The sequence below is a fragment of the Rhodococcus sp. T7 genome (assembly GCF_009872365.1).
Lineage (GTDB): Bacteria > Actinomycetota > Actinomycetes > Mycobacteriales > Mycobacteriaceae > Rhodococcus_F.
The window spans coordinates 24,738-50,394 of sequence record NZ_WXYH01000388.1 but is presented as its reverse complement, the minus strand read 5'-3'; the positions used below and the strand labels follow the sequence as shown (position 1 = coordinate 50,394).

Here is a 25,657-nt window from a genome sequence, read left to right as displayed (position 1 = left end):
GCGCCGCCCACTCGCGTCTGCTGCGAGAATCGTCCTCCCACGATACCGGTCCGCCCCGCGGGTGCCCTACCGTGGAGATGCGCACGAGAAGGGAAGACGATGGAACCTCAGGAAGTCGACTTCGCGCACACCGAGGGCGCGGCGAAGCGGCGACGCGAGAAGGCGATGGGACTCGCACGGTACGTGTGGGATCGCGGGATCAGCGGTCAGGAACTGCTCGACCTCACCGACAGCACGCTGCGCAAACTCGCCCGGGCGGCCGGGTCCAACCCGCCGAGCACCATGGAAACCTGGCTCACCGTCGTCGAACTGCTCGAGCAGAAGACGGACTGGGCGCAGCGCCACCCCGACCATCCCGCCGCCACCCCGGTGCACCGCGACGAGAAGATCATGTGGGTCACGCCGCCGGTCCAGCCCTGGACGTGACCGCCCCCGTGAGTACTTGTTAACCGCCGGCGGTTAACAAGCACTCACGAGATCTCTAGTACTTGATCGTCGGACTCCCCCGGATCGCCGCGGCCGTCGCGGTTGCTGGTGCTGAACCAGACGGCGCCGTCGGGTGTCGCGACTACGGTCCGCAGCCGGCCGTATTCGCCCTCGAACAGCGACTGCGGTTCACCGAGCGCACCGTCTGCGCCGACCGGGATCCGCCACAGTCGTTCGCCGCGCAGCGCCGCGACCCACAGCGCGCCGTCGTGGAAGGCGAGACCGGACGGCGACGCCTCGCCGGTGGACCATTGGATCACCGGGTCGACGAAGCCCGCCTCGCCTGCCCGTCCCTCGACCTCCGGCCATCCGTAGTTGCCGCCGGGTTCGATCAGGTTCAGCTCGTCCCAGGTGTTCGCGCCGAACTCGGTGGCCCACAGCCTGCCGGCGGCGTCCCACGCGAGGCCCTGCACGTTGCGGTGCCCGAGCGACCACACGGGTGATCCGGGAGTCGGATTGTCGGCCGGGATCGATCCGTCGGGGTCGATGCGCAGGATCTTGCCGCCGAGCGAGGACGGGTCCTGGGCGCGCGGCCGGTCGCCGGCTTCACCGGTGGCGACGTACAGCTTGCCGTCCGGGCCGAACGCGATCCGGCCGCCGTCGTGGATCGATCCGGCGGGGATGCCGGTGAGGATCGGGACCGGCTCGCCGAGGCCACGGCCGTCGAAGCTCAGGGAGACCACCCGGTTGTCGTCGCCGGTGGTCAGGTATGCGTAGATTGTCCGATCCGTCGCGTAGTCGGGCGAGACGGCCAGGCCCAGCAGTCCCGATTCGCCCTGCGCCGACACACCGGGCACCTCGCCGATCACGGTGGTGCTCCCGTCCGCCTGCAGGTGCCGGATGGCGCCGCTGTCCCGTTCCGCGATCAGTGCCGTCCCGTCCGGCAGAAACGCTATCCCCCACGGCACGTCGAGGTCGGACGCGACGACGGCCGGCTCGCCCGCGGACGGCGCGGCGGCCGCACCGGTCGTCGACACCTGCGCCGAACTCCCCTCGGACTGGCAGGCCGCGCACGCGACGACCACCAGCGCCGCGGTGGCCGCGCAAAGTCGCTGTCCCATGGATGTCCTCCCGTCGCGCGACCGCACCCTGTCCATACTCCCCCAGGTGAGTGGCAAAGTGTCTTCGAGCACGCAATGCCACTCACATGGGGAGGTGACGGCCGGCAGCCCTCGCCCTCGAATATTGCGCAGCAGGCGGCGGCCGGTGCCTAGACTCGAACCATGGCCACGTCTTCCCGAGCCGGTAGGACCACGGTGATCGATGCCCGACGCTCGGCCGGTAAGGCCGCACGCGAATCGCTTTCCCGCAAAGCGCAGGGCGCATTCGCCCTTCCGGAGCGCGACCCGGTGGCGGTGATCGAAGAGCAGAACACCACCCGGCTGCAGTCCCTCGTGCCGATCCGGGTCGGACGGATGCTCGAGTCACCGTTCGCGCTGTACCGCGGGTCGGCCGCGATGATGGCGCACGATCTCGCCGACTCACCGGTCACCGGGTGTCAGGTCATCGCCTCGGGCGACGCGCACCTCGCGAACTTCGGGCTGTTCGCCTCACCGGAACGCCGGATGCTGTTCGACCTCAACGACTTCGACGAGGCATATCCGGCACCGTGGGAGTGGGATGTGCGCCGGCTCGCCGCGAGCGTGTGGATCCACGGGCGCGCCAACTCGTACACCGAGCCGCAGTGCGCCGACGCCACGGGCGCCGCCGTCCGCTCGTACCGCAACACCCTGAGGACATTGTTCCGGCTGACCGCCACGGAGCGGTACTACTTCCAGGAGGAGACGGACGTCCTCGAGCACGACGCGGGCGCGCAGCAGCAACAGATCCGGGCGGTCACCGAGAAGGCCCGCAAGCGGACGTCCGACCAGGTCCTCCGGAAGCTGACCACCATGGAGGAGGACGGCAAGCCGTACATCGTCGACCAGTTCCCCGTCATCCGACATTCGACGAAATACGACCTGGACCGCATCACCGAGTTGTACCGCTTGTATCTCGACACCCTGCGCGCGGACGTTCGACTGTTGCTGACGCAGTACGAGGTGGTCGATTACGCGATGCGCATCGTGGGTGTGGGCAGCGTCGGAACCCGCTGCTGGTTGCTGCTGCTGCAGGGACCGGCAGGCGAGCCGCTCTTCCTGCAGGCCAAGGAGGCACCGCGGTCGGTTCTGGAGACGCACGGGAAGGTCGCGACCGCACCGGACTCGATCATTCGCGCGGTCGCGGAGAAGGGCCAGGGCTCCCGCGTCGTCGGCGCGCAGCGAATTCTCCAGGCGCAGTCCGACCCGTTTCTGGGGTGGGTTCGCGACGTCGAAGGCGACGACGGACACCGGCGCGACTTCTACCTGCGGCAGTTCCGCGACATGAAGGGGTCCGTCGACCTGCAGACCCTGGAACCGGCGCAGTCGGTGAGGTATGCGGCGCTGTGCGGGACGATGCTCGCCCGCGCGCACAGTCAAAGCCCCGGATCAGCGTTCGTCGCCGGATATCTCGGCAACGGGGACACGTTCGACCTGGCGATCACCGCCTGGGCCCGCCTGTATGCGGACCAGTCCGAGAAGGATCACGACGCGCTGCGGGCGGCGGTGAAGGCGGGGCGGCTTCCCGCGGAGACCGGTCTCTAGACCGGTACCATGACGGCGTGTGCGAAACAGGTGGCTGCTGACGTGGCCGAGCAGCCGGCATCGGGTGAACGGTACTTCCTCGAGTCCCTGGACCGCGGTCTGAGCGTCCTCGAATGCTTCGACGCGGAGCACCGGGAGCGCACCCTGAGCGAGGTGGCGCAGAGCGTCGGGATCACCCGCTCCACGGCGCGCCGCATTCTGCTCACTTTGGTGGACAAGGGTTTCCTGCGTCTCGACGGCCGCAACTTCTCGCTCACACCCCGGGTGCTGCGGTTCGGTTTCTCGTATCTCGCCGCGCTGCGACTGCCGCAGGTCGCCGATCCGCACATCGAGGCTCTCGCGAAGGAACTGGGTGAGACCATCTCCGTCACCATCCTCGACGGCCCCGACGTGGTGTACGTGGCGCGGGTCCGCTCGCCTCGGATCATCCGCATCTCCATCACGGTGGGCATGCGCTTCCCCGCGTACGCGACGTCCACGGGGCGGGTGCTGCTGGCGGGTCTGTCGGCCGACGCCCTCGACGACTACCTGAAGACCACCACGTTCCAGTCGTTCACCCCGCAGACGATCTCGGACGCCGACCAACTGCGCACCGCGGTCGGGGAGGTCGCCGCGGACGGCTGGTCGATGTCGGAGAACGAACTGGAGGTCGGCATCCGCGGTGCGGCCGTTCCCATCCGCGACCGGTCGGGCGTCGTCGTCGCCGCCCTCAACTCCTCGCTGCAGGGCACCCAGTACACGCGCGCCGACGTCGAGTCGACGGTCGTGCCGAAACTCGTCGCGACGGCGGAGCGGATCGGTTCCGACCTGTCGTTGGGCTGACCGCCTACGCGGCGCGCCGGGACTGCTGCTCGACGAGCGTCAGCACGTGCGCGTACATGCGCTCGAAATCCGGTGCGACACCGGTGAACAGCTGGAACGCGTCGGCGGCCTGGAAGACGTTCATGCCTGCGCCGCCGAGGGTGGGCGCACCGAGCGCGCGGGCCGCCCGGATCAGTGGCGTCTCGATCGGCCGGTAGATCACGTCGGCGACCCACAGGTCGGGGCGCAGCAGTTTTGTGGGCACGGGGGTGCCGGGGAATCCGACCATGCCGATGGGGGTGGCGTTGATCAGACCGGACGCCTCCGCGAGCGGCCCGGCGATCTCCGAGGCCGGGACCGCGTCGACGACGCTGCCGGGAAACAATTTTCGCATCGTGTCCCGGCAGTGTTCGGCACGGTCGAGGTCGACATCGGTCACGGTGAGGTGCCCGGCGCCCCGGGTGAGCGCCGAGTAGGCGACGGCGACCCCGGCGCCGCCGGCCCCGATCTGCACGACCCGGTCGAGGCTCGCACCCGGCAGTTCACGGCCCAGGCTGCTGCCGAATCCGGACCAGTCCGTGTTGTGCCCGACGGCCCTGCCCCCGGTGAACACCACGGTGTTGGCGGCCTCGAGTCGCGCGGCGTCCGGCGACAATTCGTCGAGGTACGCCATCACCTGCTGTTTGTAGGGGTGGGTGACGTTGAGCCCGTCGAACCCCCACTGCCGTGCGAGGTCGATGATGCCCTCGACGGTGGCGGCCGCCCCGTGCAGACGCTCGAGGTCGAGGAGGCGGTACACGTAGTTCATGCCCTGCGCGTGCCCTTCGGCCTCGTGCAGTGCGGGTGAGAACGAACCGTCGATCCCGTCTCCGATGAGTCCGCAGAGCACCGACTGTGCTGCCATGACCGTCGCCTCCTCGTCTACCGGCTCAGTGCGCGTTCTCGAGCTTCGCGGCCGTGGCGGCGTCCGCCGCGTCGGCACTCGAATCGGGTTGGAGTCGCCACGCGATCACGGCGCTGACGACGCAGCCGCCTGCCAGGTACACGGCCACGAGGTGCCAGGACCCGCCGCTCGCGGTGACCAGGGCCGCTGCGATGAACGGGGTGAAGCCGCCGCCGATCGCGCTGGCCACCTGGTATCCGACGCCCGCACCGCTGTACCGGTATTCCGCCCCGAACATCTCGGTGAACAGCGGCTGCTGCACGCTGACGACCATGTCGTGCGAGATGTTGACGAGGAGCACGGCCAGGATGACGGTGCCGATCATCGATCCGTGCTCGAGGAAGATGAAGAACGGGAACGCGCATACCGCGCCGATCAGTGCGCCGAGGATGTAGACGCGGCGACGGCCGTGCTTGTCGGACAGCCAGGCGAACAGCGGGATGGTGCCGATACCGACGGCGCCGACGAGCAGACCGACGTTGAGCATGAAGTTGCGCTCCATCCCCAGTTCCTGGGTGGAGTAGCTGAGCGCGAACGTGGTCACGATGTACATGGAGAACAGTTCGGCGAAACGCAGGCCGATGATCTGGAGGAACGCCTTCGGGTGGTTGCGCAGTGCCTCGACGAGCGGGATCCGCTTCTTCTCCTCCGGGTTCGCCTCTTCGACCTTCTCTACCTTCTCGACGAATTCGGGGCTCTCCTGGACTCCGGCGCGGATCCACAGACCGATTCCGACCAGGACGACGCTGGCGATGAACGGAACACGCCAACCCCACTGGCTGAACGCGTCCTCGGTGGTCAGGTTGCTCATGAGCATGACGAATCCGGTGGCGAGGATGAGTCCGACCGAGTACCCGACCTGCACGCCGCTGCTGTAGAACGCCTTCTTCTTCGGCGGCGCACTCTCGACGGCCATCAGCGCGGCCCCACCCCACTCGCCACCGACGGCGAAGCCCTGGATGGCGCGCAACGCGACGAGCAGGGCCGGCGCCCACCAGCCGATCGACGCGAAGGACGGCAGCAGTCCGATCAGGGCGGTGCTCGTGCCCATGATCAGCACGGTGAGGATCAGCATCCGCTTGCGTCCGATGCGGTCGCCGTAGTGGCCGAACACCACGCCGCCGAGCGGGCGGAACAGGAATCCGACGCCGAACGTCGCGAACGCGGCGAGCGTTCCGATCGCCGGGCTGACGTTCGGGAAGAACTCCGAGTTGAAGGCCAGTGCCGCTACCAGGCCGTAGAGCAGGAAGTCGTACCAGTCGATGACCGCGCCGACGAAGCTGCTCAGCGCTGCTCTGCGCGCCTGCTTCTCGGCCGCCGGGGTGAAGGCGTGATCGCTCATTCCGATGTCCCGTCCAGGTTGATGCCGGACCCGGTGTTCGTATGCCGAACGCGTGTCCGCTGGTTGAATAATGTGACGGTAGCCATAGCGTTTCCGCGTTGTCAAGGCCGCGCAGATGCGTGGGTACTGCCGTTTCGTCTATCCCAGCCGCCCGAAATTCACCGAATCGGCAGTTCCGCGGCCGCCGCGGCTCGTCCACACTTTTTCGAATCAGCGACGCACATCACATCCGGAGTAGCGCCGAAGGGATTTCTCCATGTCAGGAACCACCGATCCGCAGCTTCAGCACACGCTGAAGAAGCGGCACCTCTCGATGATCGCTATCGCGGGGGTGATCGGAGCAGGCCTCTTCGTGGGCTCCGGGGTCGCGATCCGCGAGACGGGCCCCGGCGTTCTGGTCGCCTACGCACTCGCCGGCATCGTCGTCATTCTCGTGATGCGCATGCTCGGCGAGATGTCGACCGCCAACCCCGAGACCGGTTCGTTCTCCGCGTACGCGGACCAGGCGATCGGCCGGTGGGCGGGATTCAGCATCGGCTGGCTCTACGCGTGGTTCTGGATCATCGTCCTCGGCATCGAGGCGACGGCGGGCGCCGTCATCATGAACCGCTGGGTCCCCGACGTCCCGCAGTGGAGTTGGGCACTGATCCTGATGGTGCTGCTCACGCTGACGAACATCGCGTCCGTGAAGTCGTTCGGCGAGTTCGAGTTCTGGTTCGCGTCGATCAAGGTCGCGGCGATCGTCATCTTCCTGGGGCTCGGCATCCTCGCGATCTGCGGGTTCCTGCCCGGTGTCGAAGCACCCGGACTCACCAACCTCACCGGGCACGGGGGGTTCTTCCCCAACGGGGCCGGTGCCGTGTTTGCGGCAGTGCTCGTGGTCGTGTTCTCCTTCTTCGGCGCCGAGATCGCCACCATCGCGGCCGGTGAATCCGCGAACCCCGTCGCCGCGGTGCGCAACGCCGTGCGGTCCGTCGTGTGGCGCATCCTCATCTTCTACATCGGGTCGATCGCCATCGTCGTGACGCTTCTCCCCTGGGACGACGCCTCCGTCGCGCTGAGTCCGTACGTCGCGGTCATGGACTCGTTCGGCATCCCGGCGGCAGGCAACATCATGGACGTCGTCGTGCTCACGTCCGTGCTGTCCTGCCTGAACTCCGGCCTGTACACGGCGAGCCGCATGATCTTCTCGCTCTCCCGTCGCGGCGACGCCCCGGCCTCGCTGGCGAAGATCGGGTCGTCCGGCGTTCCGCGCCAGGCCGTGCTCGTCTCGACGGTCGTGGGATTCCTGACCGTGGGCCTGAACTACCTGTACCCGGACACCGTGTTCCTGTTCCTCGTCAACTCGTCGGGCGCGATCGCCCTGTTCGTGTGGCTGGCGATCTCGGTGTCCCAGCTGCGCATGCGTCGCCGCCTCGAGGCGGAGGGCAAGGACCTGACGCTGAAGATGTGGCTGTTCCCGTATCTGACGTGGTGCACCATCGCCGCCATCATCGCGCTCTGCATCGGCATGCTCGTGCTGCCGGAGACCAGGAGCCAGATGTACGTCTCGATGGGACTCGCCGCCGTGGTGGTCGGAATCGGGATCTACCGTCAGCGGACCCGCCGGGTCACCGACGAGGCGCCGGATCCCACGACTTCCGGCGAAGAAACGGTCGACGTCCGCCTCTGAACGCGGGTCGCTACACGATCAGCCCGCTGGGCCGACGCCGCAGCGGCGACGGTTCCTGCACCGGCATCTGATTCGGCGGAACCGGGTAGGGCGCACCGGCGTTGAGCGTTCCCGCGGCCACGTTGGGCCCGCACTGGGCGATCGCCGCCTGCAGGCGTGGCCCGGGATCGGTCATCGCGGGAACGCCGGCGTTCGGTGCCGACGAGAAGTCGAACGCGGACGTCATGTCGCCGACCGCGCCGCGACGCCAGTCGGTGAGGTTGGGGACGGGAACACCGAACCGCGTCTCGAGCAGTCTCAGTTGCGACGTGTGGTCGAACGTGTCGGACGCGACGAGTCCGCCGCGGCTGTACGGGGAGATGATCAGCGACGGCACCCGGAAACCGAGGCCGATCGGGCCCGGATTGTTCTCGCTCTCCGACACCGTGTTCAACGGGACCGTCAGGTACTCGCCCGGCGTGCCCGGCGGCGGTGTGGGCGGGGTGACGTGGTCGAAGAAGCCGCCGTTCTCGTCGTAACTGATGATCAGCGCCGTCTTCTCCCAGATCGCCGGGTTTGCCGTGAGGATGTCGAGCACCTCGACGATCCCGACCGCGCCCGCGGCCGGGGGCAGCGCCGGGTGCTCGCACGTGAAGATGTTGGGGACGATCCAGGACACCGCGGGCAGGGTGCCGTTCGCGACATCGGCGCGGAAGTCGTTCGGGTACGTCGGATCGAGCCCGCGGCGGGCGAGTTCCGAATTCGGGTCGCTGTACTGCGTGAAGCAACCGAGCATCCCGTCGAGCGCGACACTCGACACCGGTCCGAGGTCCTTGTTGGCGTACACCTTCCAGCTGACGCCGGCCTCCTGCAGGTTCTCCGGATAGGTGCGCCAGGAGTAGGCGAACCTCGGGATCACCGTCGGCGTCTCGACGAGCGGACCGCCCGCCAGCCCGTCCGGGTCGATGGTTCCCGTCATCCAGTACAGCCGGTTCGGGTCCGTCGGCCCGAGCACCGAGCAGAAGTAGTGGTCGCAGATCGTGAAGGCGTCGGCGAGGTCGTAGTGCACGGGAATGTCGGCCCGCGTGTAGTAGCCCATCGTGGCGGGACCGTTGAGCGGCCCCTCGTGCGCGATGTGCACCGGCATCCACCGGTCCATCGCGCCGCCGTTCCACGCGTCGTGCTGCGGACCCCACGCATGGGTGGGGTCGTTGATGCACTCGCCGTCGAGGTGTGTGCCCTGCGTGGTGTCGAGCCGGAATGGGTTGAGGAACCCGGTCGGGGTGGGCCCGGTGCCCGGCGTCCAGCCGTACTGCTGCCACGCCGGTGACGGGTCGTCGAACCCGCGCACCCCGGACAGCGTGCCGTAGTAGTGGTCGAACGAGCGGTTCTCCTGCATGAGGTAGACGAAGTGCTCGATGTCGCTGAGCGACCCGCTGCCACCCGGATCCTGTGCGTACGCCCGGTCGATCACCGGACCAGCCCACGAACTGAGGAATGCGGCGCCGCCTGCCGCTGCGGCGGAGGCGAGGAACTTGCGTCGTGAGATGTCCGATGCCGGGGTCACGGATCGTGACGCTAGTCGCTGCGGACGCCGCCCGCCCGGTGAATGCGCACGTTGCCCTACTGCGGGCCCACCGGCACATCGCCTTCCAGCGTGATGCGGTGCATGACGCGGTGCTGGGTTCCGTAGTCGCGGTTGGCGTAGTGCGCGGTGCTCCGGTTGTCCCACAGCACAAGGTCGCCGAGACGCCAGCGGTGCCGCACCACGTGCTCCGGTTTGGTGAGGTGGGCGTACAGGAAGTCGAGGATGCCCCGGCTCTCCGCCTCGGACACTCCGGCGATGTGGGACGTGAAGCCCGGGTTCACGAAGATGCCCTTGCGGCCCGTCTCCGGGTGCACCCGCACGACGGGATGCTCGACGGGCACGAGTGCCGTGACTTCCTCACCGTCCCAGATGTTTCCCTTGCCGCCGCGCTTCTGCGCGAGGTAGTACCCGAATTCGCGGTTGCCGTCGTGGACCGCGGTCAACTGGTCGATCATCTGCCGGATCGGCAGCGACAGCGACTCGTACGCCAGTTGGCTGTCGGCCCAGTTGGTGTCGCCGCCGTGTGGTGGGAGGACGACGGGACGGAGGATCGACCCGAGCGGTGGCCGCTTCATGAACGTGACGTCGGTGTGCCACACGTCGGCGAAACCGTTGTCCTGGCTGTCGAGCGCGTACACCTCCCGGGCGACGTTGCCGCTGTCGTGGACGGGGTGGCCCGCGGTCAGCCGGCCGAGCCGGCGACCGAACTCGATGTGGCCGGAGTCGTCGAGCGACTGGCCCCGCAGGACCAGCACCTTGTGCTCGGTCAACGCCGAACGGATCGCGGCCACCTCGGCGTCGGTGGCGGACGCGACGTCCAGTCCGATGATCTCGGCCCCGAACGACGGGCCGAACTTGTCGAGCGTCAGCGACGCAGTCCTGGTTTCGAATGCAGTGCTCATGATGTCTTTCCGCGAAAGGTGGATCGTGCCTGGGTACGGGAGGACCGGCCCGGACCTGCGAACGCGGAGAATGCGTGAGGAATTACCGGATGCCGGAGGCTACCGAGGAATGGACAGCACGCGGTACGCGCGCCGGGGCCATCAGCAACAACAGATGTTGGCGCACGTACGGCACAGGTCGACGGTCAGGCGTCGCACCAGGTGAGTCGTATGCACGAAGCAATTCCTACCGGATAGGAGGGAAATGAGCAAGCGCGGGGCCATCGCGCGCGATCAGCTCCAGCGCGCCTGACCGCCGTCCAGCGGGATGGTGGCCCCCGACAGGTAACCGGCGTCGGGACCCACGAGGAACACGACGGCGCGCCCGATGTCACGTTCGCAATCACCGATCCGGCCGAGCGGAATCGACTTCACGAACTCCGCGGCCTCCTCCGGATTGGTCTCCGTCCACCACTTCAGGCCCGGGGACAGTGCGTGCGGCGCAATCGCATTGACGCGGATGCCGTCCGGACCCCATTCGCTGGCCGCGGTCCGGGTGAGCGAACGCATCGCCTCCTTGGTGGCCGCGTACAGCCCGTAGCCGCTCGTGTCCCAGCGCACCGCCGACGAGCTGACGAGATTGATGATCGAGCCGCCGCCGCGCGCCTTGAGCTGCGGGTAGCACAGCTGCATGAGGAACAGGGTGGCCACCGGTCCGACGGCCATCGCGCGGTCGAGAAGCTTCGGAGTGATCTCCAGGAGCGGTCCGAGCGCGCTCGCGTTGGCATTGTTGACGAGAATGTCGATCCCGCCGAACACGTCAACGACGCGGTCGACCATCGGACCCAGCTGATCGCGTTTGCTGACGTCGCAGACGATCGGCTCGGCCACGCCGCCGAAGTCGGCGATGGCGGCGCACGTGTCGACGAGTTTCGCTTCCGTGCGCCCGACCACCGCAATCCGCGCACCCTCCTTGGCCAGCGCGAACGCCATCCCGGCTCCCACGCCCTGACCGGCGCCGGTGATCAGTGCGACCTTGCCGTCCAGCGTCCCCATCACGCGTCCCCTCTCGCTGATTCCGTGTCGGCTGCCCACCGGTTGGCCGTCAGCCGGAAGCTGGGAATGTCGGCCAGCGACATCACCGCCTCGTATGTGCGCTCGTATCCGGTGTGGGCGATCCGCCATCGACCGTCCGGCCCGCGGACGTAGCGGTCGGAGTAGTACGCCGCTCCGCGCAGCACCATGTCGTGTTCCGGGATCAGCACGGTGTCGGACAGGAACCACCGACCCGTCGCCGTGTCGCCGTCGACGTCGATCTCCGGGTGACCGCAGTGATGCTCGGTGATGGTCTGCGGCCCCAGATTCGACTTCATGAACTCGACCAGCGCGTCCCGCGACTCGAACGCGAGATGCTCGCCGTAGTTCGCGGTCGCGTCGGGAAGGAGGGTGTCGGCGAACTCGTCCCAGCATTTTGTATCCAGGGCCCGCAGATACGCGTACTTGAGCCTGCTGATCGCGGCGACGGCCTCGAGATCCACGGCATTCACCCTTCGTCCGCCCCCAAAACTGACACCTGTTCTACCACGGATCGACAGGTGTCGGGGCGGACTCGGGGATTTGCTATCTACTGACGCTGCCCGCGTCGACCGGCAGAGCGACCGCCGTGATGTACCGCGCCTCGTCCGAGGCCAGGAACAGCGCGGCGTTGGCCACGTCTACCGGTTCGATCCACGGAATCGGCAGCATGTTCATCGTCACCGCGGCCGCCGCGAACTCCTCCCGGGTGGGGTGCTCGAGGTCGGGCCGGAACGCCCGCCGCACCATGTCGTTCTGGATCATGTCCGTGTCGACGTTGGTGGGATGCACGCTGTTGACCCGCACCCGGTGCGGCGCGAGTTCCTTGGCCAGCGACCGCATCAGGCCCACCACGCCGTGCTTGGCCGCGGTGTAGTGCGCGACGCCGACGAGTCCGCGCAGACCGGCGATGGAACTCGTCAGGATCATCGCCCCGCCGCCCCGCTCGATCAGGTGCGGGGCCGCCGCCTTGCACGTCTGCCACACCCCCGTCAGATTGACGTCGAGCATCGTCTGCCACGTCTGCGTATCGAGTTCCAGCGCAGCACCCGAGGACGTGATGCCCGCCGTGGCGCACACGAAGTCCAGCCCGCCCAGTTCCCCGGCCGCGGCCGTCACCGCGTCGGCGAGCGCCGTTCCGTCGCGCACGTCCACCTGCGCTGTCACGATCCGGCGGCCCGTGTCCCGGACCAGTTTCGCGGTCACCTCGAGATCCTCCGGGCTCGCCGGGGGCGTCACCACCGTGCCGACCGGACCGCACAGGTCGACGGCCACGACGTCCGCGCCCTCCTGCGCGAACCGCAGTGCCTGCGCCCGGCCGATCCCGCGCGCGGCACCGGTGACCAGGACGACTCTTCCGTTCACTCGACCTGTCATCTCTACACCTTCTGGGTCAGTCCGGCGTCGACCACGAGTTGTGTGCCGGTGATGTATCGCGATTCGTCCGAGGCGAGGAACAGCAGCGCATTGCTGACGTCCCGCGAGTCCAGCCACGGAACGGGCAGGACGTGGTTGGCCGCGAGGACGGGGACGACGTCGTCACGGGTCGGGTTCTCGAGGTCCGGCCGCAGCCGTGCCATCGTCTCCGGGTTCAGGGTCATGCGGGTGCCGACGGCACCGGGGTGCAGCACGTTCACCCGGATGAACTGCGGTCCGAGTTCGTTGGCGAGGGTCCGGGCCAACCCGACCACGGCGGTCTTGGACGCCGAATAGTGGGCGGCCCCGGCCACCGCCTTGATGCCTGCAGTCGAACTGACGATCACGACGGATCCGCCGCCGTCGCGCATCGCCGGGACCGCGGCGGTCGCCGTGTTCCAGACGCCGGTGAGGTTGACGTCGAGCGAGCGGTGCCAGATCTCGTCGTCGATCGTCCAGGCCGGGCCGGGGTTGTCGCAGACACCGGCGTTCGCGACGACGACGTCGAGGGGCCCCAGTTCGGCGACTCCGGCGTCGACGGCCGCCCGCAGCGCCGACGGGTCCCGCACATCGGCGTGGGCCACGACCGCCCGGCGGCCGAGTTCGACCACCAGCCTTCGGGTTTCGTCGAGATCGGTTGCGGCCGACGGAAGGTCGACGGCGATGACGTCGGCGCCCTCCTCCGCGAGCCGGACCGCGTGACTGCGTCCCATGCCGTTTCCGGCACCGGTGATGAAGGCGATCTTGCCTGCCATCCGTGACATCGGTTGTCCCCTCTAGTCCAGGCGGCCGGGGGTCGGGTAGCTGCGCAGGGAGAGCCCCACCCGCCCGTCCTCCACCGCGTCGTCGATCGATCCGCGCAGCGCGCCGCACGTGGGGACGAACATCGAGTGCTCCCCCTCCTGCGCACGCAGCGCGAACTCCGGGCAGGTCTGCTCGGCGTCGCCCAGCCACTGCACGCTCGTGTGCGCCTCGCTGTATTTCTCCACGAGCACCGCGTTACCGCAGCGCCGGCATTCGACGGGAAGCACTCAGCTCACCGCCTCTGCAGTGGCTGCCGCGTGCCGTGCACCGACCCAGCCGAACACCATGGCGGGGCCGATCGTCGCGCCGGCGCCCGCGTAGTCGTTGCCCATCACGGACGCCGACGTGTTTCCGGTGGCGTACAGCCCGGGGATCGGTTCGCCGCTGCCGGTCAGTACCTGGCTGTGCTCGTTGCACACGAGTCCGCCCTTGGTGCCGAGGTCGCCTGCCTCCATCCGCACCGCGTAGTACGGGGCCTTGTCCACCTCGTCCAGGGTCGGGTTGGGCAGCCCCGGGTCGCCGTAGTACCGGTCGTACGCGCTGTCGCCACGACCGAAGTCGGCGTCGACGCCCGCCCGGGCGAACCCGTTGAACCGGGTGATCTCGGCGGACAGCGCGTCGGCGGGCACGCTTATCTGCTGCGCGAGTTCGCCGAGGGTCTCCGCACGCAGCATCAGTCCCGTGGAGAACCATTCGGCCGGGAACTTCTGCCCGGGCATCACACCACCGAACTGGTAGCGGCTCTTGGCCTTCGAGTCGAACACGAACCACACCGGGTCGTGCCCGCCGGCGATCTGGTCGTGGACGAACGACACGTACGGGGACGCCTCGTTGGTGAACCGCTTGCCGTTCTGGTCGACGATCAGCGACGGCGGGATCGACCGCTCCGACACCAGGACGTGCATGATGCCGTCCGGGCGCCGGAACGACGGCATCCACCAGGCGTCGTCCATCAGGTCGACGGCGGCACCGACCTGCTCGCCGGCCACGATTCCGTCGCCCGTGTTGTCGGGCGAGCCGGCACTGTAGTTGTCCTTGCCGCCCTCCCGGAGGTACCGCTTCCGCATCTCCTCGCTCTGCTCGAATCCACCGGTGGCCATCATGACGCCGCGGCGGGCGCGGATGCGCAACTCCCGCTCTCCGGACTCGACGACCGCGCCCGTGACGGCCCCGGCCTCGTCCGTGATCAGCCTCTTCAGCGGGGAGTTCAGCCACAGCGGGACGCCGGCTTCCTGGAGACTGAGCCGCAGCCGGCCGACGAGGGCCTGCCCGAGGGTTTCCATCCGCCTGCGCCGCACCATCGCGACCACCGAACGCCAGCCGACACCGAGTGCGGTCCTGCGGCCGGCCCAGGTGCGGAAGAACATGTTGAGGTGCCGGAACTCGCTGGACGTCATGTAGAGCCCGCCCGGCATGGCGAGGGAGTTCGGGCGCTGCTGTTCGCCGTCGGCGCCTAGTTGGTTCATGTCGAACGGCAGCGGTTCGACGGTCCGCCCCTTCGGGCGTCCGCCCACGTTCTCGGGGTGATAGTCGGAATAGTCCTCGCACCAGGAGAACCGGAGATGCGGGCAGTGCTGTTCGAAGAACCGCATCATCGCCGGGCCCTGCTCGATGTACGCGTCGAGGCGTTCGGCGGGCACGCTGTCGCCGACGATCGACTCCAGGTACTTCCGGACGTCGGCGGGGTCGTCGGCGCGGCCTTCACGGACGAGGATCGGCGAGTTGGGAATCCACAGGGCGCCGCCCGACAGCGCCGTCGAACCGCCGTACACGCCGGACTTTTCGACGACGAGGGTGTCGAGTCCCCGCTCGGCCCCGGCGAGGGCGGCGGTCATGCCGCCCGCACCGCTGCCGATCACCAGGAGATCGACCTCCCGGTCCCAGTTCTGCTCGTCTACGCTCATCGTGCACACCTTCCGAAGTGGTCTCGATCACATCCTGCCGTTGTCAATTGCTCTTTCCCACAGCCCTTCCCGCCGAGCGGGAGACGGCGGCACCGACGCGGAGCGGGAGACAGCGGCACCGACGCGGAGCGGGAGAAAGCTACGTGGCGGCGGTGAAGATGCCGAGGCCGCCGCGGTATACCAGGAGCGGCGGCACGTCCCGCAGCACGTCCAGTCCGGTCACGCGCGCGACGACGATGGTGTGGTCGCCGGCGTCGTGCTCGAATTCGACGGTCGCCTGCACCCGGGCCAGCACTCCGTCCAGCGCGGGGGCGCCGTTGCCGGCGTGCGACCACCCGACGCCGGCGAACTTGTCGGCGCCGCTCGTCGCGAACGTCCCGCACACGTCCCGCTGGTCGTAGGCGAGGACGTTGACGCACACGTGCTCGCTCGCCCGCAGCCGTGGCCAGCTGGTCGACGTCCGCGCGGGGCTGAACGACACGTACGGCGGGTCCAGCGACAGCGACACGAAAGACTGGCACGTGAAGCCGTGCGGGGTCTCGCCGTCGTGCGCGGTGATCACCGTGACGCCGGTGCAGAAGTGCCCGAGCACCGACTTGAGGTCGGCGGGGTCGATGCGGCGCACCACCGGCGGCGCGGGTTCTTCGGTTCGGGTCATCGTGTCTCCTCGGATCGACGGGTTGCGTTCAGCGTGGCCGCGGCACGTGCGGGCGGGAAATGCCCCGTCCCGCCCAGCGGCAGGGTTTCGCGCCGACCGGCCGGCGGCGCACGGTTGATAGGCTCGGGAAATGCCTTCGTCCGACCCCACCCAGAGCTCCGGGTTCGCCGGCCTCCGATCCACGAGCTGGCCGGTACTCGGCATCCTGTCGTTCGGCGAGGAACTGTCCGGCTACGACCTCAAGAAATGGGCCTCGTACAGTGTGCGTTTCTTCTACTGGAGCCCGTCGTTCAGTCAGGTGTACTCGGAACTGAAGAAGCTGGAAGACCTGGGGTACGTGACGTCGCGGACCGTCGTCGACGACGAGGCGCGGGTGAAACCCAAGCGGCTGTACAAGATCACCGACGCCGGTATGGCCGTCATGCGCAGCTGGGCGCGGGAGGCGCCGATCGATCCGCCCGTCCTCAAGCACGGGGTGATGCTGCGCATGTGGCTCGGCCACCTGACGGAGCCGGAGCAGCTCAAAGAGGCCCTCGAAGAGCACATCTCGTATGTGGAGGGGATGAGCAGGCAGGCCGCGCTCGACGCCCGCGATTCCGCCGTCGAACCCGAGTGGGCGTTCGCGCACATGGTCAACAAGTGGTCCGAGCGCTACTACGCCGCCGAGAGCGAACTCGCGAAGCAGATGCTCGCCGACATCGACGAGGCCGCCCTGCGGATGCACGGCGAAGGGACGCCGGAGCATCCCGGTGTGCCGAAACCGACCGAATCGCATTCGATCCGGCGTTCCAGGGCGGCTCAGCAGGAGTACCAGGCCGCCATGAAGGCGGCGCAGGATTCGGGCGACGAGGCCGAGACCTAGTCGGACGGGGTGTGCACCCGTTCGGCCACCAGGTTCCGAAGCTGCGGCCACAGCTGTTCCCGCACCCGCTGCGCCGCGGTCATCGCGTCGATCGTCAGGAAGCCGTGGAACATTCCCCGGACCCGTTCGAGCTGCACGGGAACGCCGGCGTCGGCAAGCGCCGCGGCGTACTTCTCCCCCTCGTATCGGAGCGGGTCGCGTTCGGCGGTGATCACGACCGCGGGCGGGAGACCGCCGAGGTCCTCGGCCCGGACCGGGGCGGCGTAGGTGGGCACGGTCTCGCGGTGGGCGGGCAGGTACTGGTCCCAATACCATTGCATCGCAGCGCGGGTGAGAAAGTGGCCTTCCGCGAACTGCACGTAGGACTCGGTGTCGAAGTCCGGTTCCACGACCGGGTAGATCAGCACCTGTCCGGCGACGGCGGGAGCGCCCCGATCCCGGGACATCAGCGCCGTGACGGCGGCGAGGTTGCCCCCGCTGCTGTCGCCGGCGACGAGCAGGCGGTCCGGGTCGCCGCCGAATTCGCGGGCATGCCGCGCGACCCAGCACGTCGCGGCGTAGGCGTCGTCCGCCGCGGCGGGCCACGGCGATTCCGGGGCCAGGCGGTAGTCGACGGAGACGACGACGGCGCCGATCCCGTTGCACATCGCGCGACAGAAGCCGTCATGGCTGTCGAGGTCGCAGATCACGAACCCGCCGCCGTGGAAGAAGACGACGACGGGGCGGGGCCCGGCGGAGGTCCCGGCGGGCGAATAGATCCTTACCGCAATCGATCCGGACCCACCGGGGATCTCTCGGTCGTACACAGCACCGACCGGCTCGGGGTCGGCGACGGCCTTGCGTCCCGCCTTCGTCGCCGCCCGAGCCTGGGCGCCGGTCATGGTCTCGACCCGGGGAAAGTTCTCGGTGAGTCCCCGGAGGATGGTCTCGGCCTGCTCGTCCAGCGGCATCTGCGCTCCTCGGTCCCGTCTCAGGCGGAGTACCGGTCGGCGCGGCCGCCGGCGGGGGTCGCGGTCGACATGTAGTTGCGCCAGGTGCCCTTGGCGGACATGCGAATCGGCGCGGTCAGACGGTGATCGAGCTTGATCTGACTGCTCGGACCGCACACGGAGATGGCGGCCACGACGTTGTCGTCGGTGCCCACGGGAACCGCGACGCAGCTGACGCCCACGAGATCCTCTTCGCGGTCGTATGCCGCCCCGCGTTCGCGGGTCTTCTGCAGTTCGGCGCGGAACGCGGCCGGTGAGTCGATGCTGAATCGTGTGCTGCGCGGCAGACCGGCCTCGACGACACGGTCGACCACGGATTCGGGTGCGTGGGCCAGCAGCACCTTGCCGACGCTCGTGCAGTGCGCGGGCTGGCGGCCGCCGACGCGGGACGGCAGCCCGACGCCGAACCGTCCGGCGATCTTCTCCAGGTAGACGACGTCGATCCCCTCCAGCACCGCGAGGTGCACGGCGTGCCCGGTGAGGCGGTGCAGTTCATGCAGGAAGGGCAGCGCGGCCCGGTGCAGGCGGTCCTGGTGCACGGCGAGGGACCCGAGTTCGAACAGCCGCATGCCGAGTTCGTAGTCCCGGCCCTCCCGGCGGAGCCACCGCAGCTGGACGAGACGCTCGAGCATCCGGTGCGCGGAGGATCGCGGAAGCCCCGTGCGGCGCACGATCTGCGCGAGCGTGAGCCTGCCCGGGCCGTCGAAGGCGTCGAGGAGAAGGGCGGCGCGATCGAGGCCGGCGGTGGGGGTGGGGCTGAGTGTCGTCGTCATGGGGACCTCCGTAGCGGCGTTGCTCGGTGCGGCGCCGCGCTGTGTGACTGGCGACACTTACTATAAATAGGCATATACCTATTTGCAATAGTGCTTCGTGGCACAGCCCCCGAACAGCCGAAAGGCCCGGTGCGCGCATCGAGTGGATACGCACACCGGGCCCGGACACCCCTTACATCGCCGCCAGCGGCTCACTCCCCGACCAGTCGTGGCCCCAGTAGCTGTCGGCGGTGATCTCTTCCGCGGAGTAGTACTTCTCGTCCACCTTCATGCCCTCGGTGCCGAACTCGACGTCCCAGCCGCCGGGCGCGCGCACGTAGAACGACACCATCTTGTCGTTGGTGTGCCGGCCGAGCGTCGAGGAGACGGAGAACCCGTCCTTGACGACGCGGTCGAGTGCCTGCCCGACGGCGTCGAGCGTGTCGACCTCCACCATGATGTGCACCAGTCCCGGCGCACCACCGTGCGGTGCGGGGCACAGCGCCAGGCTGTGGTGCCGCTCGTTGACGCCGAGGAAGCGCACCCGCATCGGCCCGAACTCCGGCGGCGCCGGGATGCGGAACGCGCCGCGGGGAAGGAAGCCGAGCACCTCGGTGTAGAAGTCGAACGCTCCGCCGAAGTCCATCACCGGCAGCACGACGTGGCCGAGGCCCTGCGCCCCGGTCACGAACTTCGCCCCGAACGGGGTGACCACCGGGCTGTGGTCGAGGACGGCGCCGTGGAAGATCTCGACCGTCGCGCCCGTCGGGTCCTGGAACGTGACGACCTCCTCGACGCGCCGTGCGTCGGCCTCCTCCACCGACAGCGGCTTGACGGCGATGCCTGCGCCCTCGACCGCCTCCTGGACGCGGACCAGGCCCGCATGATCACGGACCTCCCACCCGATGGTCACGACCTCGTCGGTCTCCCCCGGCACGATCACGATGCGCGCCGCCCGCTCGTCCATGCGGAGGTAGAGGGCGTCCTCGTCCGGTCCCGACCCCTCGGCGAATCCGAGGACGTCGAATGCGAACGTGCGCCAGCGCTCCAGGTCGTTGGTCTGGATCTTGACGTAACCCAGGCCCTTGATATCTGTCATGTGTTGTCCTTCTGCTGTTTTCGAGATCGGTCGGCGGTCAGATCATCGACTTGAGGTTGTCGGCCGGGTCGAGGCCGAGCGAACTGAGCGCCGATGCGTGGTACACGGTGCTCGGCACGTGGATCGCGTGCGCCAGGCCGGCGTGCGCGTCCCGCCAGTACCGCTGCAGGGGCTTGTCCATGCGCAGCGCGTTGCCGCCCGAGCGGGCGAAAATCTGGTCGACGGCGGTGACCGCCCGCCACGCCGCCCGCACCTGGGTGCGGCGTCCCGCCGCGCGGTCCTCGAACGTGACCTCCTTGCCCGATTCGACGAGGTCCCAGATCCTGTCGACGTTGGCGAGCAGTTCCTGCCGGGCGGCGTTGATGTCGGCCGCCGCCTCACCCACCGCGAACAGCACGTAGGGGTCGTCCTTGATCGCGGTGCCCTGCGCACCGACACGGTCGCGCTGGTAGTCGAGGTGGGCAGCCAGGGCGCCCTCCGCGATTCCCACCACGGCGGAGGAGATTCCGAGCGGGAACATCGTCGACCACGGCATGTTGTACAGGGTCTCGGTGCGCCCGAACTTCTGCACCGCCGTGCCGTTCATGACCTCGTCGGCGTCCATCACCCGGTAGTCGGGGACGAAGGCGTTCCGGACGATGATGTCCTTGGACCCGGTGCCCTTGAGCCCGACGACGTTCCACGAGTCCTCGACGATCTCGTAGTCACTGCGCGGCAGGATCATGTGCAGCATCTTCGGCGGCAGCGCCATGGCGCCGTCCTTGTCGCCGAGCATCGCGCCGAGGAAGATCCAGTCGCAGTGATCGGTGCCCGAGGAGAACTGCCAGCGTCCGCTGAACAGGTAACCGCCGTCGACGGGGGTCGCGATCCCGGTCGGTGCGTACGGCGAGGCCATCCAGGTGTCGGAATCGGCCGCCCACACCTCCTCCTGCACCTTCGGATCGGCGAACGCCAGCTGCCAGGGGTGCACCCCGACGATGCCGCACACCCATCCCGTGGCCGGGTCGAGCGACGCCGCGGCCATCACCGTCTCCGCGAACTCCCGCGGATGCGCCTCGAATCCGCCGTACGTACCCGGCTGGAGGAGCTTGATCGGGCCGGCCTCGCGGAGCTTCTTCGCCGTCTCGTCGGGCAGCCGGCCGATCCGCTCGGCCTCGGGCGCCTGATCGCGGAGCTGGTCCGCGATCGCCATGATGTTGTCGAGAACCTCGTGGGTCATCTGTCGTGTCCTTCTTCTCTGAGCCGGCTCAGGCGTTGGTGTCGAGCGGGACGACGCCGTTGGCGAGGTTGTCGGCAACCTCCGCCTCCCAGCTCTGCACCGCCCTGGTGGTGTCGATCTCGAATTCGAAGCGCTTGGTCATGTCCTCGGTGATGTCCTCGACGTCCACGTAGAACTGCTGGTACCAGCGGCGCAGCTGATACACCGGCCCGTCCTCCTCCGACAGCAGCGGGTTGTCGATGCGCGACTTGTTCAGCCAGATGTCGACGTCCTGCTTGAACCCGAGCTCCACGCCCTCCGCGAACTGGGCCGCCATGCCGTTCGCCATCTCGTCCGACAGCCCCTCGGGCTTCTTCACCATGGCGCCCCACTGCAGGACGAACGAATCGGCGCTGACCGGGTAGTGGCAGTTGATCAGCACCGTCTCGATCATCATGCCGTTCGCCTCGCTCCACAGCTTGTCGATCATGTAGGACGGGCCGAAGTACGACGCGTCCGAGCGCAGCGTGGAATTGGGGTCGTCGTAGCTGGTGCCCACCGAGATGTCGTGGCGGGGCGTCGACTGCATGTACTGGGTGGCCACATGCCCTTCGAAGACGTTCTTGAAGTAGCGCGGGAACGAGAAGTGGACGTAGTAGAAGTGCGCCATGTCGACCACGTTGTCGACGATCTCGCGGCAGTGCGAACCCTCGACGAGCAGCGAATTCCAGGTCCAGTCGGTCCATTCCGACGAGCCGAATCCCTCGATCTCGGGAATCGTCACGTCGGCGGGAGGCGGGTTGCCCTGCGGGTCGTTCCAGACGTAGAGCTGCCCGTTGCGCTCGATGGTCGTCCACGCCCGCGTCCGTGCCAGCGGAGGGACGCGGCGCGCATACGGGATTCCGGCGCACTTCCCGTTGCCGCCCCAGCGCCAGTCGTGGAACGGGCAGGCGATGGAGTCGCCCTTCACGGTGCCGTGCGCCAGATTGCCGCCCATGTGGCGGCAGTAGGCGTCGAGCACGCTGAGGGTGCCGTCGGACGTTTCGAACACCACCAGCGACGTGCCGAACGCGTCGATCTGGTGCGGGGTGCCGTCCCTGAAGGTCTTCGCCAGACCCAGGCAGTGCCACCCTCGCGCGAAACGCGTTGGTGCCGATCCCACTTCGATCATCCGGACTTCGTCGCCGTCACCGGCACTGTTGCGCGCCATGTCTACCTCCGCCTCGCTGTACGTCAAGAACACCCTCGGGGTGTGGTGTAGCTCATAGTCGGCGCACACGGTCCGTTGCGGTACCCGACTCTCCCACTGAGCGAGAGGCTTTCGTATCGAGTGGCCGCGGCGGGTTTTCCGCGTCCCGATCACAGGGACCACGGCCCCCGTTTCCCGGCCGCGGCGACTACCGTGCGGACTACAGACCCCGCGATTTGGGAGGAACGATGGCCGCACTCATCTCTTCGCAGCCGTGCACAGCGGAGATCCGCCGGCTCTGTGCCGACGCCGTCCCGGACGGGATGGTCGTCGCCCCCGAACCAGGTGCCGCCGTCGAGCAGGACTTCCTGCTGCTCCGACCGCACCCGACCGCGGACGACGCCCTGTTCGCGCAGGTTTGCAGGGCAGACGATCACGACCTGCTGATCCGCTTCCGCAACCGCGACGAGCAGTTGGTCTTCGAGTTCTGGACGAACAGCTTCACCGGTGCCGCGACACCGGACGACCGGTCGGCCGACGTGCTCGAACGCCACTGCGCCGAGCAGTTCCCCGGCGACCTCCGCAGGTTCCGCACCCGCATCCGGCGGGCCGTGCCGGCCGAGGCGGACTTCACGTCTTCGCTGCAGCAGACGTACGTCCAGGACGGTGTGCGCATGACCGACGTCACCGTCACGTGCACGCTCGACGGGGACGTGCTCGCCGGGGCCTGGGCCACGTACGCGCTACCCGACTGAGCGCAATCCGCATCCCACGAATTGGTCAGCCGCACAGGCAATTGCCTGCGCGGCTGACCAATGTCTGGGCGACTACCACACCGGGTCGGCGAGCCTCGTGCGGGACCGGCTGAACTCGAACCCGCGGAATCCCTCCTCCGCGACGTCGGCGCAGATCCGCCCGTACGCGCCGAAGCCCCCGATGTACGGCATGAACACGCGGGGTTTGCCCGGAATGTTGGCGCCCATGTACCAGGAGTTCGCGAGCGGGAACAGGGTCTGCGCGGCAAGCTCGCGGCAGTGCTCCACCCACTGCTCGGTGGCCGGGACCGACGCCTCGACCGCGTCGTAGTCCTTCTCCCACAGGTGCGCGATGCAGTCCGCGATCCAGTCGACGTGCTGCTCGGCGCCGAGCACCATGTTCGCCAGCACCGACGGGCTGCCCGGCCCCGTCACGACGAACAGGTTCGGGAACCCCGGAACACCCAGACCCAGATAGGTTTTCGGTCCCTCACTCCAGTACTCGGCGAGGGACACACCGTTCCGGCCCACGATCCGCATGCGATCGAGGGCTCCGGTCATGGCGTCGAATCCGGTGGCGAACACCAGCGTGTCGAGTCCGTAATCGGCGTCGGCGGTGGTGATCCCCGACGGGGTGATCGACTCGATCGGCGCCGCTTTGAGATCCACCAGGGTGACGTTCGGCCGGTTGTACGTTTCGAAATAGTGGGTGTCGGTGACGATCCGCTTGGTGCCGATGGGGTGATCGTTCGGGATCAGCTTGTCCGCGACCGCGGGGTCGTCGACGAGGCGGCGGATCTTCTCCTCCGCGAACGCCCGCGCGGTCGCGTTGGCGGCCTCGGTCTTCGTCTGGTCCGGAAAGGTTTTCGCGAACAGCACCCCGCCGAGCTTCCAGCGCGTCTCGTAGGCGTCACGGCGTTCCTCCTCGGACACCTCCAGTGCCGACTTCGGGTGCGCGTTGTACGGCGACCCGCCGCCGCTCTCCCGGGACAGCCGCCTGCGCTCGTCGTACCCGGCCTTGATCGCGCGCCGCATCTCGTCGTCCCACGTCTCGTTGCCTGCAGGGACGCTGTAGTTGGCGCTGCGCTGGAACACGTACAGGTGATCTGCCTGCTCGGCGATGACGGGAATCGACTGGATGCCCGAGGATCCGGTGCCGATGATCCCGACCCGCCGGCCCGTGAAGTCGACACCCTCGTGCGGCCAGTGCCCGGTGTGATGCGTGTCGCCCGTGAAGGATTCGCGTCCCGGGATGTTCGGCAAGTTCGCGGTGGACAACGCCCCGGTCGCGAAGACGCAGTACCGGGCGGACAGGACGTCGCCACGGTCGGTGCGCACCTCCCACCGCAGCGTGTCCTCGTCCAGTTCCGCGGAGATCACGCGGGTGCCGAACAGGAAGCGGTCGCGGAGGTCGAACCGGTCCGCGACGTGATCGATGTACGCCAGAATCTCCGGCTGGGTGGCGTACTTCTCGCTCCAGTCCCACTCCTGCTCGAGTTCCCGCGAGAACGAGTACGAGTAGTCGACGCTTTCCACGTCGCACCGGGCGCCGGGATAGCGGTTCCAGTACCATGTTCCGCCGACGCCGCCCGCGGCCTCGACACCCTGGACCGTCAGGCCCAGGCTCCGCAGTTTGTAGACGGCGTACAGACCCGCGAATCCCGCGCCGACGACGACCGCGTCCACGTCGCCGATCCGATTCGCCCGAGCATCAACTTCGGTGCGTGCACTCACGGGCGCGCTCCTCTCCCATTCGACAGACACATTTCGGCAGCAAAGGCCTGTCTGGGACGGTAGGTCGGAGCACCCGGGCAGCTACAGGTTCGTTCCCGGTGAGCGGTCGGGCAGCGCGGCTAACTCGACACGACGGGAGCCAGTTCGGGGTCGATCACGTCCGCCAGGTCCTCCCACGGCACCGTGACGGTGACGAGTCCGATGGCGTGCGGTCCCACCTGGTAGTCGTTGAAGTGGATCTCCATGCCCGCCGGGGTGGCCAGCCAGTTGGCGAAGTTCGCCTCGGTCGGCTCGATGCCCGATCGATCGAAGTCCGGTCCGGCGGCCGTCTCGGGGAGCAGGCGCGCGGAACTGTCCGACAGTGCCTGCAGCCCGGCAGGCAGGTCGGGGAACAGGTCGCCGAGCGTGATCGGCGCGGCCGTATCGGCATTCACCACCACCGTCGCGACGATCGGCGTGGGATGCGCCCCGGGTGGATCGGCGTTCCAGGACGTCACCAGCAGTCCACTGATCACGTGCTCACCGATGTGCGCCACGCTGTGTTCCTGGCTGCTCAGCGTGAACGCGTCGGTGCCCGAGCCGTCGATCTGGTCCTGGAGCGCGGCGCGCATCGATTCGTTGAACTCGGCGGTGACCGCCGGGTCGCCGCCCTCGATCTGCGGGATGAGCACGTCGTAGCGGACGCGTCCGGTGGAACCGGTGACCTGCAGTTCGGACTCCGTGTACGGCACACCAGCCGTGGTCACTGGTCCGGTCGCCGGGTCGGTCGTGGACGGTCCCGCGTCGGACACGGTCGACGGCTCGCTCACCGCCGTGCCGGACCGGTCGGAGCAGGCGGCGGGCGCGAGGAGCACGGCGCCGCCGACCAGTGACACCAGAATCGATCTCCGGAAGCCTCTCATCAGGC

25 protein-coding genes are annotated in these 25,657 nt (G+C 68.3%); 6 read left to right on the top strand and 19 right to left on the bottom strand.

Annotation, left to right across the window (positions count from 1 at the left end):
* The first annotated feature begins 99 nt into the window (after window positions 1-99).
* A complete protein-coding gene (locus MLGJGCBP_RS43470; protein ID WP_160103813.1) occupies window positions 100-426 on the top strand; it encodes a hypothetical protein in 327 nt (108 codons plus the stop codon).
* A gap of 44 nt (window positions 427-470) precedes the next feature.
* Here MLGJGCBP_RS43470 and MLGJGCBP_RS43465 read toward each other — a convergent pair whose 3' ends face one another.
* Window positions 471-1,547 carry a PQQ-dependent sugar dehydrogenase gene (locus tag MLGJGCBP_RS43465; protein WP_160103811.1) on the bottom strand — a complete coding sequence of 359 codons (1,077 nt, stop codon included), beginning with the start codon at window positions 1,545-1,547 and terminating at the stop codon, window positions 471-473.
* Window positions 1,548-1,742: 195 nt separating this feature from the next.
* Between MLGJGCBP_RS43465 and MLGJGCBP_RS43460 the strand changes: the two genes are divergently transcribed.
* Both MLGJGCBP_RS43460 and MLGJGCBP_RS43455 read left to right on the top strand, forming a co-directional pair.
* Complete coding sequence (locus MLGJGCBP_RS43460; protein ID WP_160103809.1) at window positions 1,743-3,110, top strand: DUF2252 domain-containing protein; 1,368 nt, start codon at window positions 1,743-1,745, stop codon at window positions 3,108-3,110.
* A 42-nt stretch (window positions 3,111-3,152) separates the two neighbouring features.
* Window positions 3,153-3,932 carry an IclR family transcriptional regulator domain-containing protein gene (locus MLGJGCBP_RS43455; protein WP_160103807.1) on the top strand — a complete coding sequence of 260 codons (780 nt, stop codon included), beginning with the start codon at window positions 3,153-3,155 and terminating at the stop codon, window positions 3,930-3,932.
* A gap of 4 nt (window positions 3,933-3,936) precedes the next feature.
* Here MLGJGCBP_RS43455 and MLGJGCBP_RS43450 read toward each other — a convergent pair whose 3' ends face one another.
* Both MLGJGCBP_RS43450 and shiA read right to left on the bottom strand, forming a co-directional pair.
* Window positions 3,937-4,815, bottom strand: coding sequence for a shikimate dehydrogenase (locus MLGJGCBP_RS43450; protein WP_160103805.1), 879 nt, complete (start codon window positions 4,813-4,815; stop codon window positions 3,937-3,939).
* Between the two features lie 25 nt (window positions 4,816-4,840).
* Entirely contained in the window at window positions 4,841-6,196 is a 1,356-nt protein-coding gene (shiA, locus tag MLGJGCBP_RS43445; protein ID WP_160103803.1) for a shikimate transporter, read from the bottom strand.
* A 256-nt stretch (window positions 6,197-6,452) separates the two neighbouring features.
* On the opposite strand from shiA, the gene MLGJGCBP_RS43440 reads away from it, so the two are divergent.
* On the top strand, window positions 6,453-7,868 hold the full coding sequence (locus tag MLGJGCBP_RS43440) for an amino acid permease (protein WP_160103801.1): 1,416 nt from the start codon (window positions 6,453-6,455) through the stop codon (window positions 7,866-7,868).
* Between the two features lie 10 nt (window positions 7,869-7,878).
* Here the strand turns inward: MLGJGCBP_RS43440 and MLGJGCBP_RS43435 are convergent, their stop codons facing one another.
* The 9 genes from MLGJGCBP_RS43435 to MLGJGCBP_RS43395 form a co-directional block, all read right to left on the bottom strand.
* A complete protein-coding gene (locus MLGJGCBP_RS43435; protein WP_160103799.1) occupies window positions 7,879-9,414 on the bottom strand; it encodes a phospholipase C in 1,536 nt (511 codons plus the stop codon).
* A 56-nt stretch (window positions 9,415-9,470) separates the two neighbouring features.
* A complete protein-coding gene (locus MLGJGCBP_RS43430; protein WP_087558032.1) occupies window positions 9,471-10,337 on the bottom strand; it encodes a TauD/TfdA dioxygenase family protein in 867 nt (288 codons plus the stop codon).
* A 273-nt stretch (window positions 10,338-10,610) separates the two neighbouring features.
* Window positions 10,611-11,372: an SDR family NAD(P)-dependent oxidoreductase gene (locus tag MLGJGCBP_RS43425; protein WP_160103797.1), complete on the bottom strand. Its 762-nt coding sequence runs from the start codon at window positions 11,370-11,372 to the stop codon at window positions 10,611-10,613.
* Entirely contained in the window at window positions 11,372-11,854 is a 483-nt protein-coding gene (locus MLGJGCBP_RS43420; RefSeq protein ID WP_160103941.1) for a nuclear transport factor 2 family protein, read from the bottom strand. Before MLGJGCBP_RS43420 ends, MLGJGCBP_RS43425 begins: the two co-directional genes overlap by 1 nt.
* 82 nt (window positions 11,855-11,936) lie before the next feature.
* The gene (locus MLGJGCBP_RS43415; RefSeq protein ID WP_124393932.1) at window positions 11,937-12,767 is read right to left on the bottom strand and encodes a mycofactocin-coupled SDR family oxidoreductase; all 831 of its coding nucleotides are present in this window, start codon (window positions 12,765-12,767) and stop codon (window positions 11,937-11,939) included.
* 2 nt (window positions 12,768-12,769) lie between these two features.
* A complete protein-coding gene (locus MLGJGCBP_RS43410; RefSeq protein WP_160103795.1) occupies window positions 12,770-13,570 on the bottom strand; it encodes a mycofactocin-coupled SDR family oxidoreductase in 801 nt (266 codons plus the stop codon).
* Between the two features lie 12 nt (window positions 13,571-13,582).
* Window positions 13,583-13,837, bottom strand: a complete 255-nt coding sequence (locus tag MLGJGCBP_RS43405) for a hypothetical protein (protein WP_005251194.1) — start codon at window positions 13,835-13,837, stop codon at window positions 13,583-13,585.
* Complete coding sequence (locus MLGJGCBP_RS43400; RefSeq protein WP_160103793.1) at window positions 13,838-15,514, bottom strand: FAD-binding protein; 1,677 nt, start codon at window positions 15,512-15,514, stop codon at window positions 13,838-13,840.
* A 139-nt stretch (window positions 15,515-15,653) separates the two neighbouring features.
* Entirely contained in the window at window positions 15,654-16,172 is a 519-nt protein-coding gene (locus MLGJGCBP_RS43395; protein ID WP_160103791.1) for a flavin reductase family protein, read from the bottom strand.
* A gap of 130 nt (window positions 16,173-16,302) precedes the next feature.
* Between MLGJGCBP_RS43395 and MLGJGCBP_RS43390 the strand changes: the two genes are divergently transcribed.
* Entirely contained in the window at window positions 16,303-17,034 is a 732-nt protein-coding gene (locus MLGJGCBP_RS43390; protein ID WP_160103789.1) for a PadR family transcriptional regulator, read from the top strand.
* Here the strand turns inward: MLGJGCBP_RS43390 and MLGJGCBP_RS43385 are convergent.
* The 5 genes from MLGJGCBP_RS43385 to MLGJGCBP_RS43365 all read right to left on the bottom strand — a co-directional run bounded on the left by MLGJGCBP_RS43385 (window position 17,031) and on the right by MLGJGCBP_RS43365 (window position 22,282).
* Window positions 17,031-17,984: an alpha/beta hydrolase gene (locus MLGJGCBP_RS43385; protein ID WP_160103787.1), complete on the bottom strand. Its 954-nt coding sequence runs from the start codon at window positions 17,982-17,984 to the stop codon at window positions 17,031-17,033. The two genes, MLGJGCBP_RS43390 and MLGJGCBP_RS43385, sit on opposite strands and share 4 nt — an antisense overlap.
* Window positions 17,985-18,004: 20 nt before the next feature.
* Window positions 18,005-18,796: an IclR family transcriptional regulator gene (locus MLGJGCBP_RS43380; RefSeq protein WP_087558042.1), complete on the bottom strand. Its 792-nt coding sequence runs from the start codon at window positions 18,794-18,796 to the stop codon at window positions 18,005-18,007.
* A gap of 172 nt (window positions 18,797-18,968) precedes the next feature.
* Window positions 18,969-19,874 (bottom strand): biphenyl-2,3-diol 1,2-dioxygenase, encoded by a 906-nt coding sequence (gene bphC, locus MLGJGCBP_RS43375; protein WP_160103785.1) that lies wholly within the window; start codon window positions 19,872-19,874, stop codon window positions 18,969-18,971.
* Window positions 19,875-19,911: 37 nt separating this feature from the next.
* Window positions 19,912-21,093, bottom strand: a complete 1,182-nt coding sequence (locus MLGJGCBP_RS43370) for an acyl-CoA dehydrogenase family protein (protein WP_160103783.1) — start codon at window positions 21,091-21,093, stop codon at window positions 19,912-19,914.
* Between the two features lie 28 nt (window positions 21,094-21,121).
* Complete coding sequence (locus MLGJGCBP_RS43365) at window positions 21,122-22,282, bottom strand: Rieske 2Fe-2S domain-containing protein (RefSeq protein ID WP_160103781.1); 1,161 nt, start codon at window positions 22,280-22,282, stop codon at window positions 21,122-21,124.
* Between the two features lie 227 nt (window positions 22,283-22,509).
* Between MLGJGCBP_RS43365 and MLGJGCBP_RS43360 the strand changes: the two genes are divergently transcribed.
* Entirely contained in the window at window positions 22,510-23,016 is a 507-nt protein-coding gene (locus MLGJGCBP_RS43360; protein WP_160103779.1) for a hypothetical protein, read from the top strand.
* Between the two features lie 72 nt (window positions 23,017-23,088).
* Here MLGJGCBP_RS43360 and MLGJGCBP_RS43355 read toward each other — a convergent pair whose 3' ends face one another.
* Window positions 23,089-24,711, bottom strand: a complete 1,623-nt coding sequence (locus tag MLGJGCBP_RS43355; RefSeq protein ID WP_201453362.1) for a flavin-containing monooxygenase — start codon at window positions 24,709-24,711, stop codon at window positions 23,089-23,091.
* 158 nt (window positions 24,712-24,869) lie between these two features.
* On the bottom strand, window positions 24,870-25,652 hold the full coding sequence (locus MLGJGCBP_RS43350; protein ID WP_160103775.1) for an RsiV family protein: 783 nt from the start codon (window positions 25,650-25,652) through the stop codon (window positions 24,870-24,872).
* Window positions 25,653-25,657: the final 5 nt, after the last annotated feature.

Coding starts and splice junctions, on each gene's coding strand:
- shiA (WP_160103803.1), bottom strand. CDS start 6,196: ATGAGCGATCACGCCTTCACCCCGGCGGCCGAGAAGCAGGCGCGCAGA.
- MLGJGCBP_RS43465 (WP_160103811.1), bottom strand. CDS start 1,547: ATGGGACAGCGACTTTGCGCGGCCACCGCGGCGCTGGTGGTCGTCGCG.
- MLGJGCBP_RS43470 (WP_160103813.1), top strand. CDS start 100: ATGGAACCTCAGGAAGTCGACTTCGCGCACACCGAGGGCGCGGCGAAG.
- MLGJGCBP_RS43390 (WP_160103789.1), top strand. CDS start 16,303: ATGCCTTCGTCCGACCCCACCCAGAGCTCCGGGTTCGCCGGCCTCCGA.
- MLGJGCBP_RS43410 (WP_160103795.1), bottom strand. CDS start 13,570: ATGTCACGGATGGCAGGCAAGATCGCCTTCATCACCGGTGCCGGAAAC.
- MLGJGCBP_RS43400 (WP_160103793.1), bottom strand. CDS start 15,514: ATGAGCGTAGACGAGCAGAACTGGGACCGGGAGGTCGATCTCCTGGTG.
- MLGJGCBP_RS43395 (WP_160103791.1), bottom strand. CDS start 16,172: ATGACCCGAACCGAAGAACCCGCGCCGCCGGTGGTGCGCCGCATCGAC.
- MLGJGCBP_RS43370 (WP_160103783.1), bottom strand. CDS start 21,093: ATGACCCACGAGGTTCTCGACAACATCATGGCGATCGCGGACCAGCTC.
- MLGJGCBP_RS43385 (WP_160103787.1), bottom strand. CDS start 17,984: ATGCCGCTGGACGAGCAGGCCGAGACCATCCTCCGGGGACTCACCGAG.
- MLGJGCBP_RS43425 (WP_160103797.1), bottom strand. CDS start 11,372: ATGGGGACGCTGGACGGCAAGGTCGCACTGATCACCGGCGCCGGTCAG.
- MLGJGCBP_RS43365 (WP_160103781.1), bottom strand. CDS start 22,282: ATGGCGCGCAACAGTGCCGGTGACGGCGACGAAGTCCGGATGATCGAA.
- MLGJGCBP_RS43360 (WP_160103779.1), top strand. CDS start 22,510: ATGGCCGCACTCATCTCTTCGCAGCCGTGCACAGCGGAGATCCGCCGG.
- bphC (WP_160103785.1), bottom strand. CDS start 19,874: ATGACAGATATCAAGGGCCTGGGTTACGTCAAGATCCAGACCAACGAC.
- MLGJGCBP_RS43415 (WP_124393932.1), bottom strand. CDS start 12,767: ATGACAGGTCGAGTGAACGGAAGAGTCGTCCTGGTCACCGGTGCCGCG.
- MLGJGCBP_RS43380 (WP_087558042.1), bottom strand. CDS start 18,796: ATGACGACGACACTCAGCCCCACCCCCACCGCCGGCCTCGATCGCGCC.
- MLGJGCBP_RS43440 (WP_160103801.1), top strand. CDS start 6,453: ATGTCAGGAACCACCGATCCGCAGCTTCAGCACACGCTGAAGAAGCGG.
- MLGJGCBP_RS43350 (WP_160103775.1), bottom strand. CDS start 25,652: ATGAGAGGCTTCCGGAGATCGATTCTGGTGTCACTGGTCGGCGGCGCC.
- MLGJGCBP_RS43450 (WP_160103805.1), bottom strand. CDS start 4,815: ATGGCAGCACAGTCGGTGCTCTGCGGACTCATCGGAGACGGGATCGAC.
- MLGJGCBP_RS43430 (WP_087558032.1), bottom strand. CDS start 10,337: ATGAGCACTGCATTCGAAACCAGGACTGCGTCGCTGACGCTCGACAAG.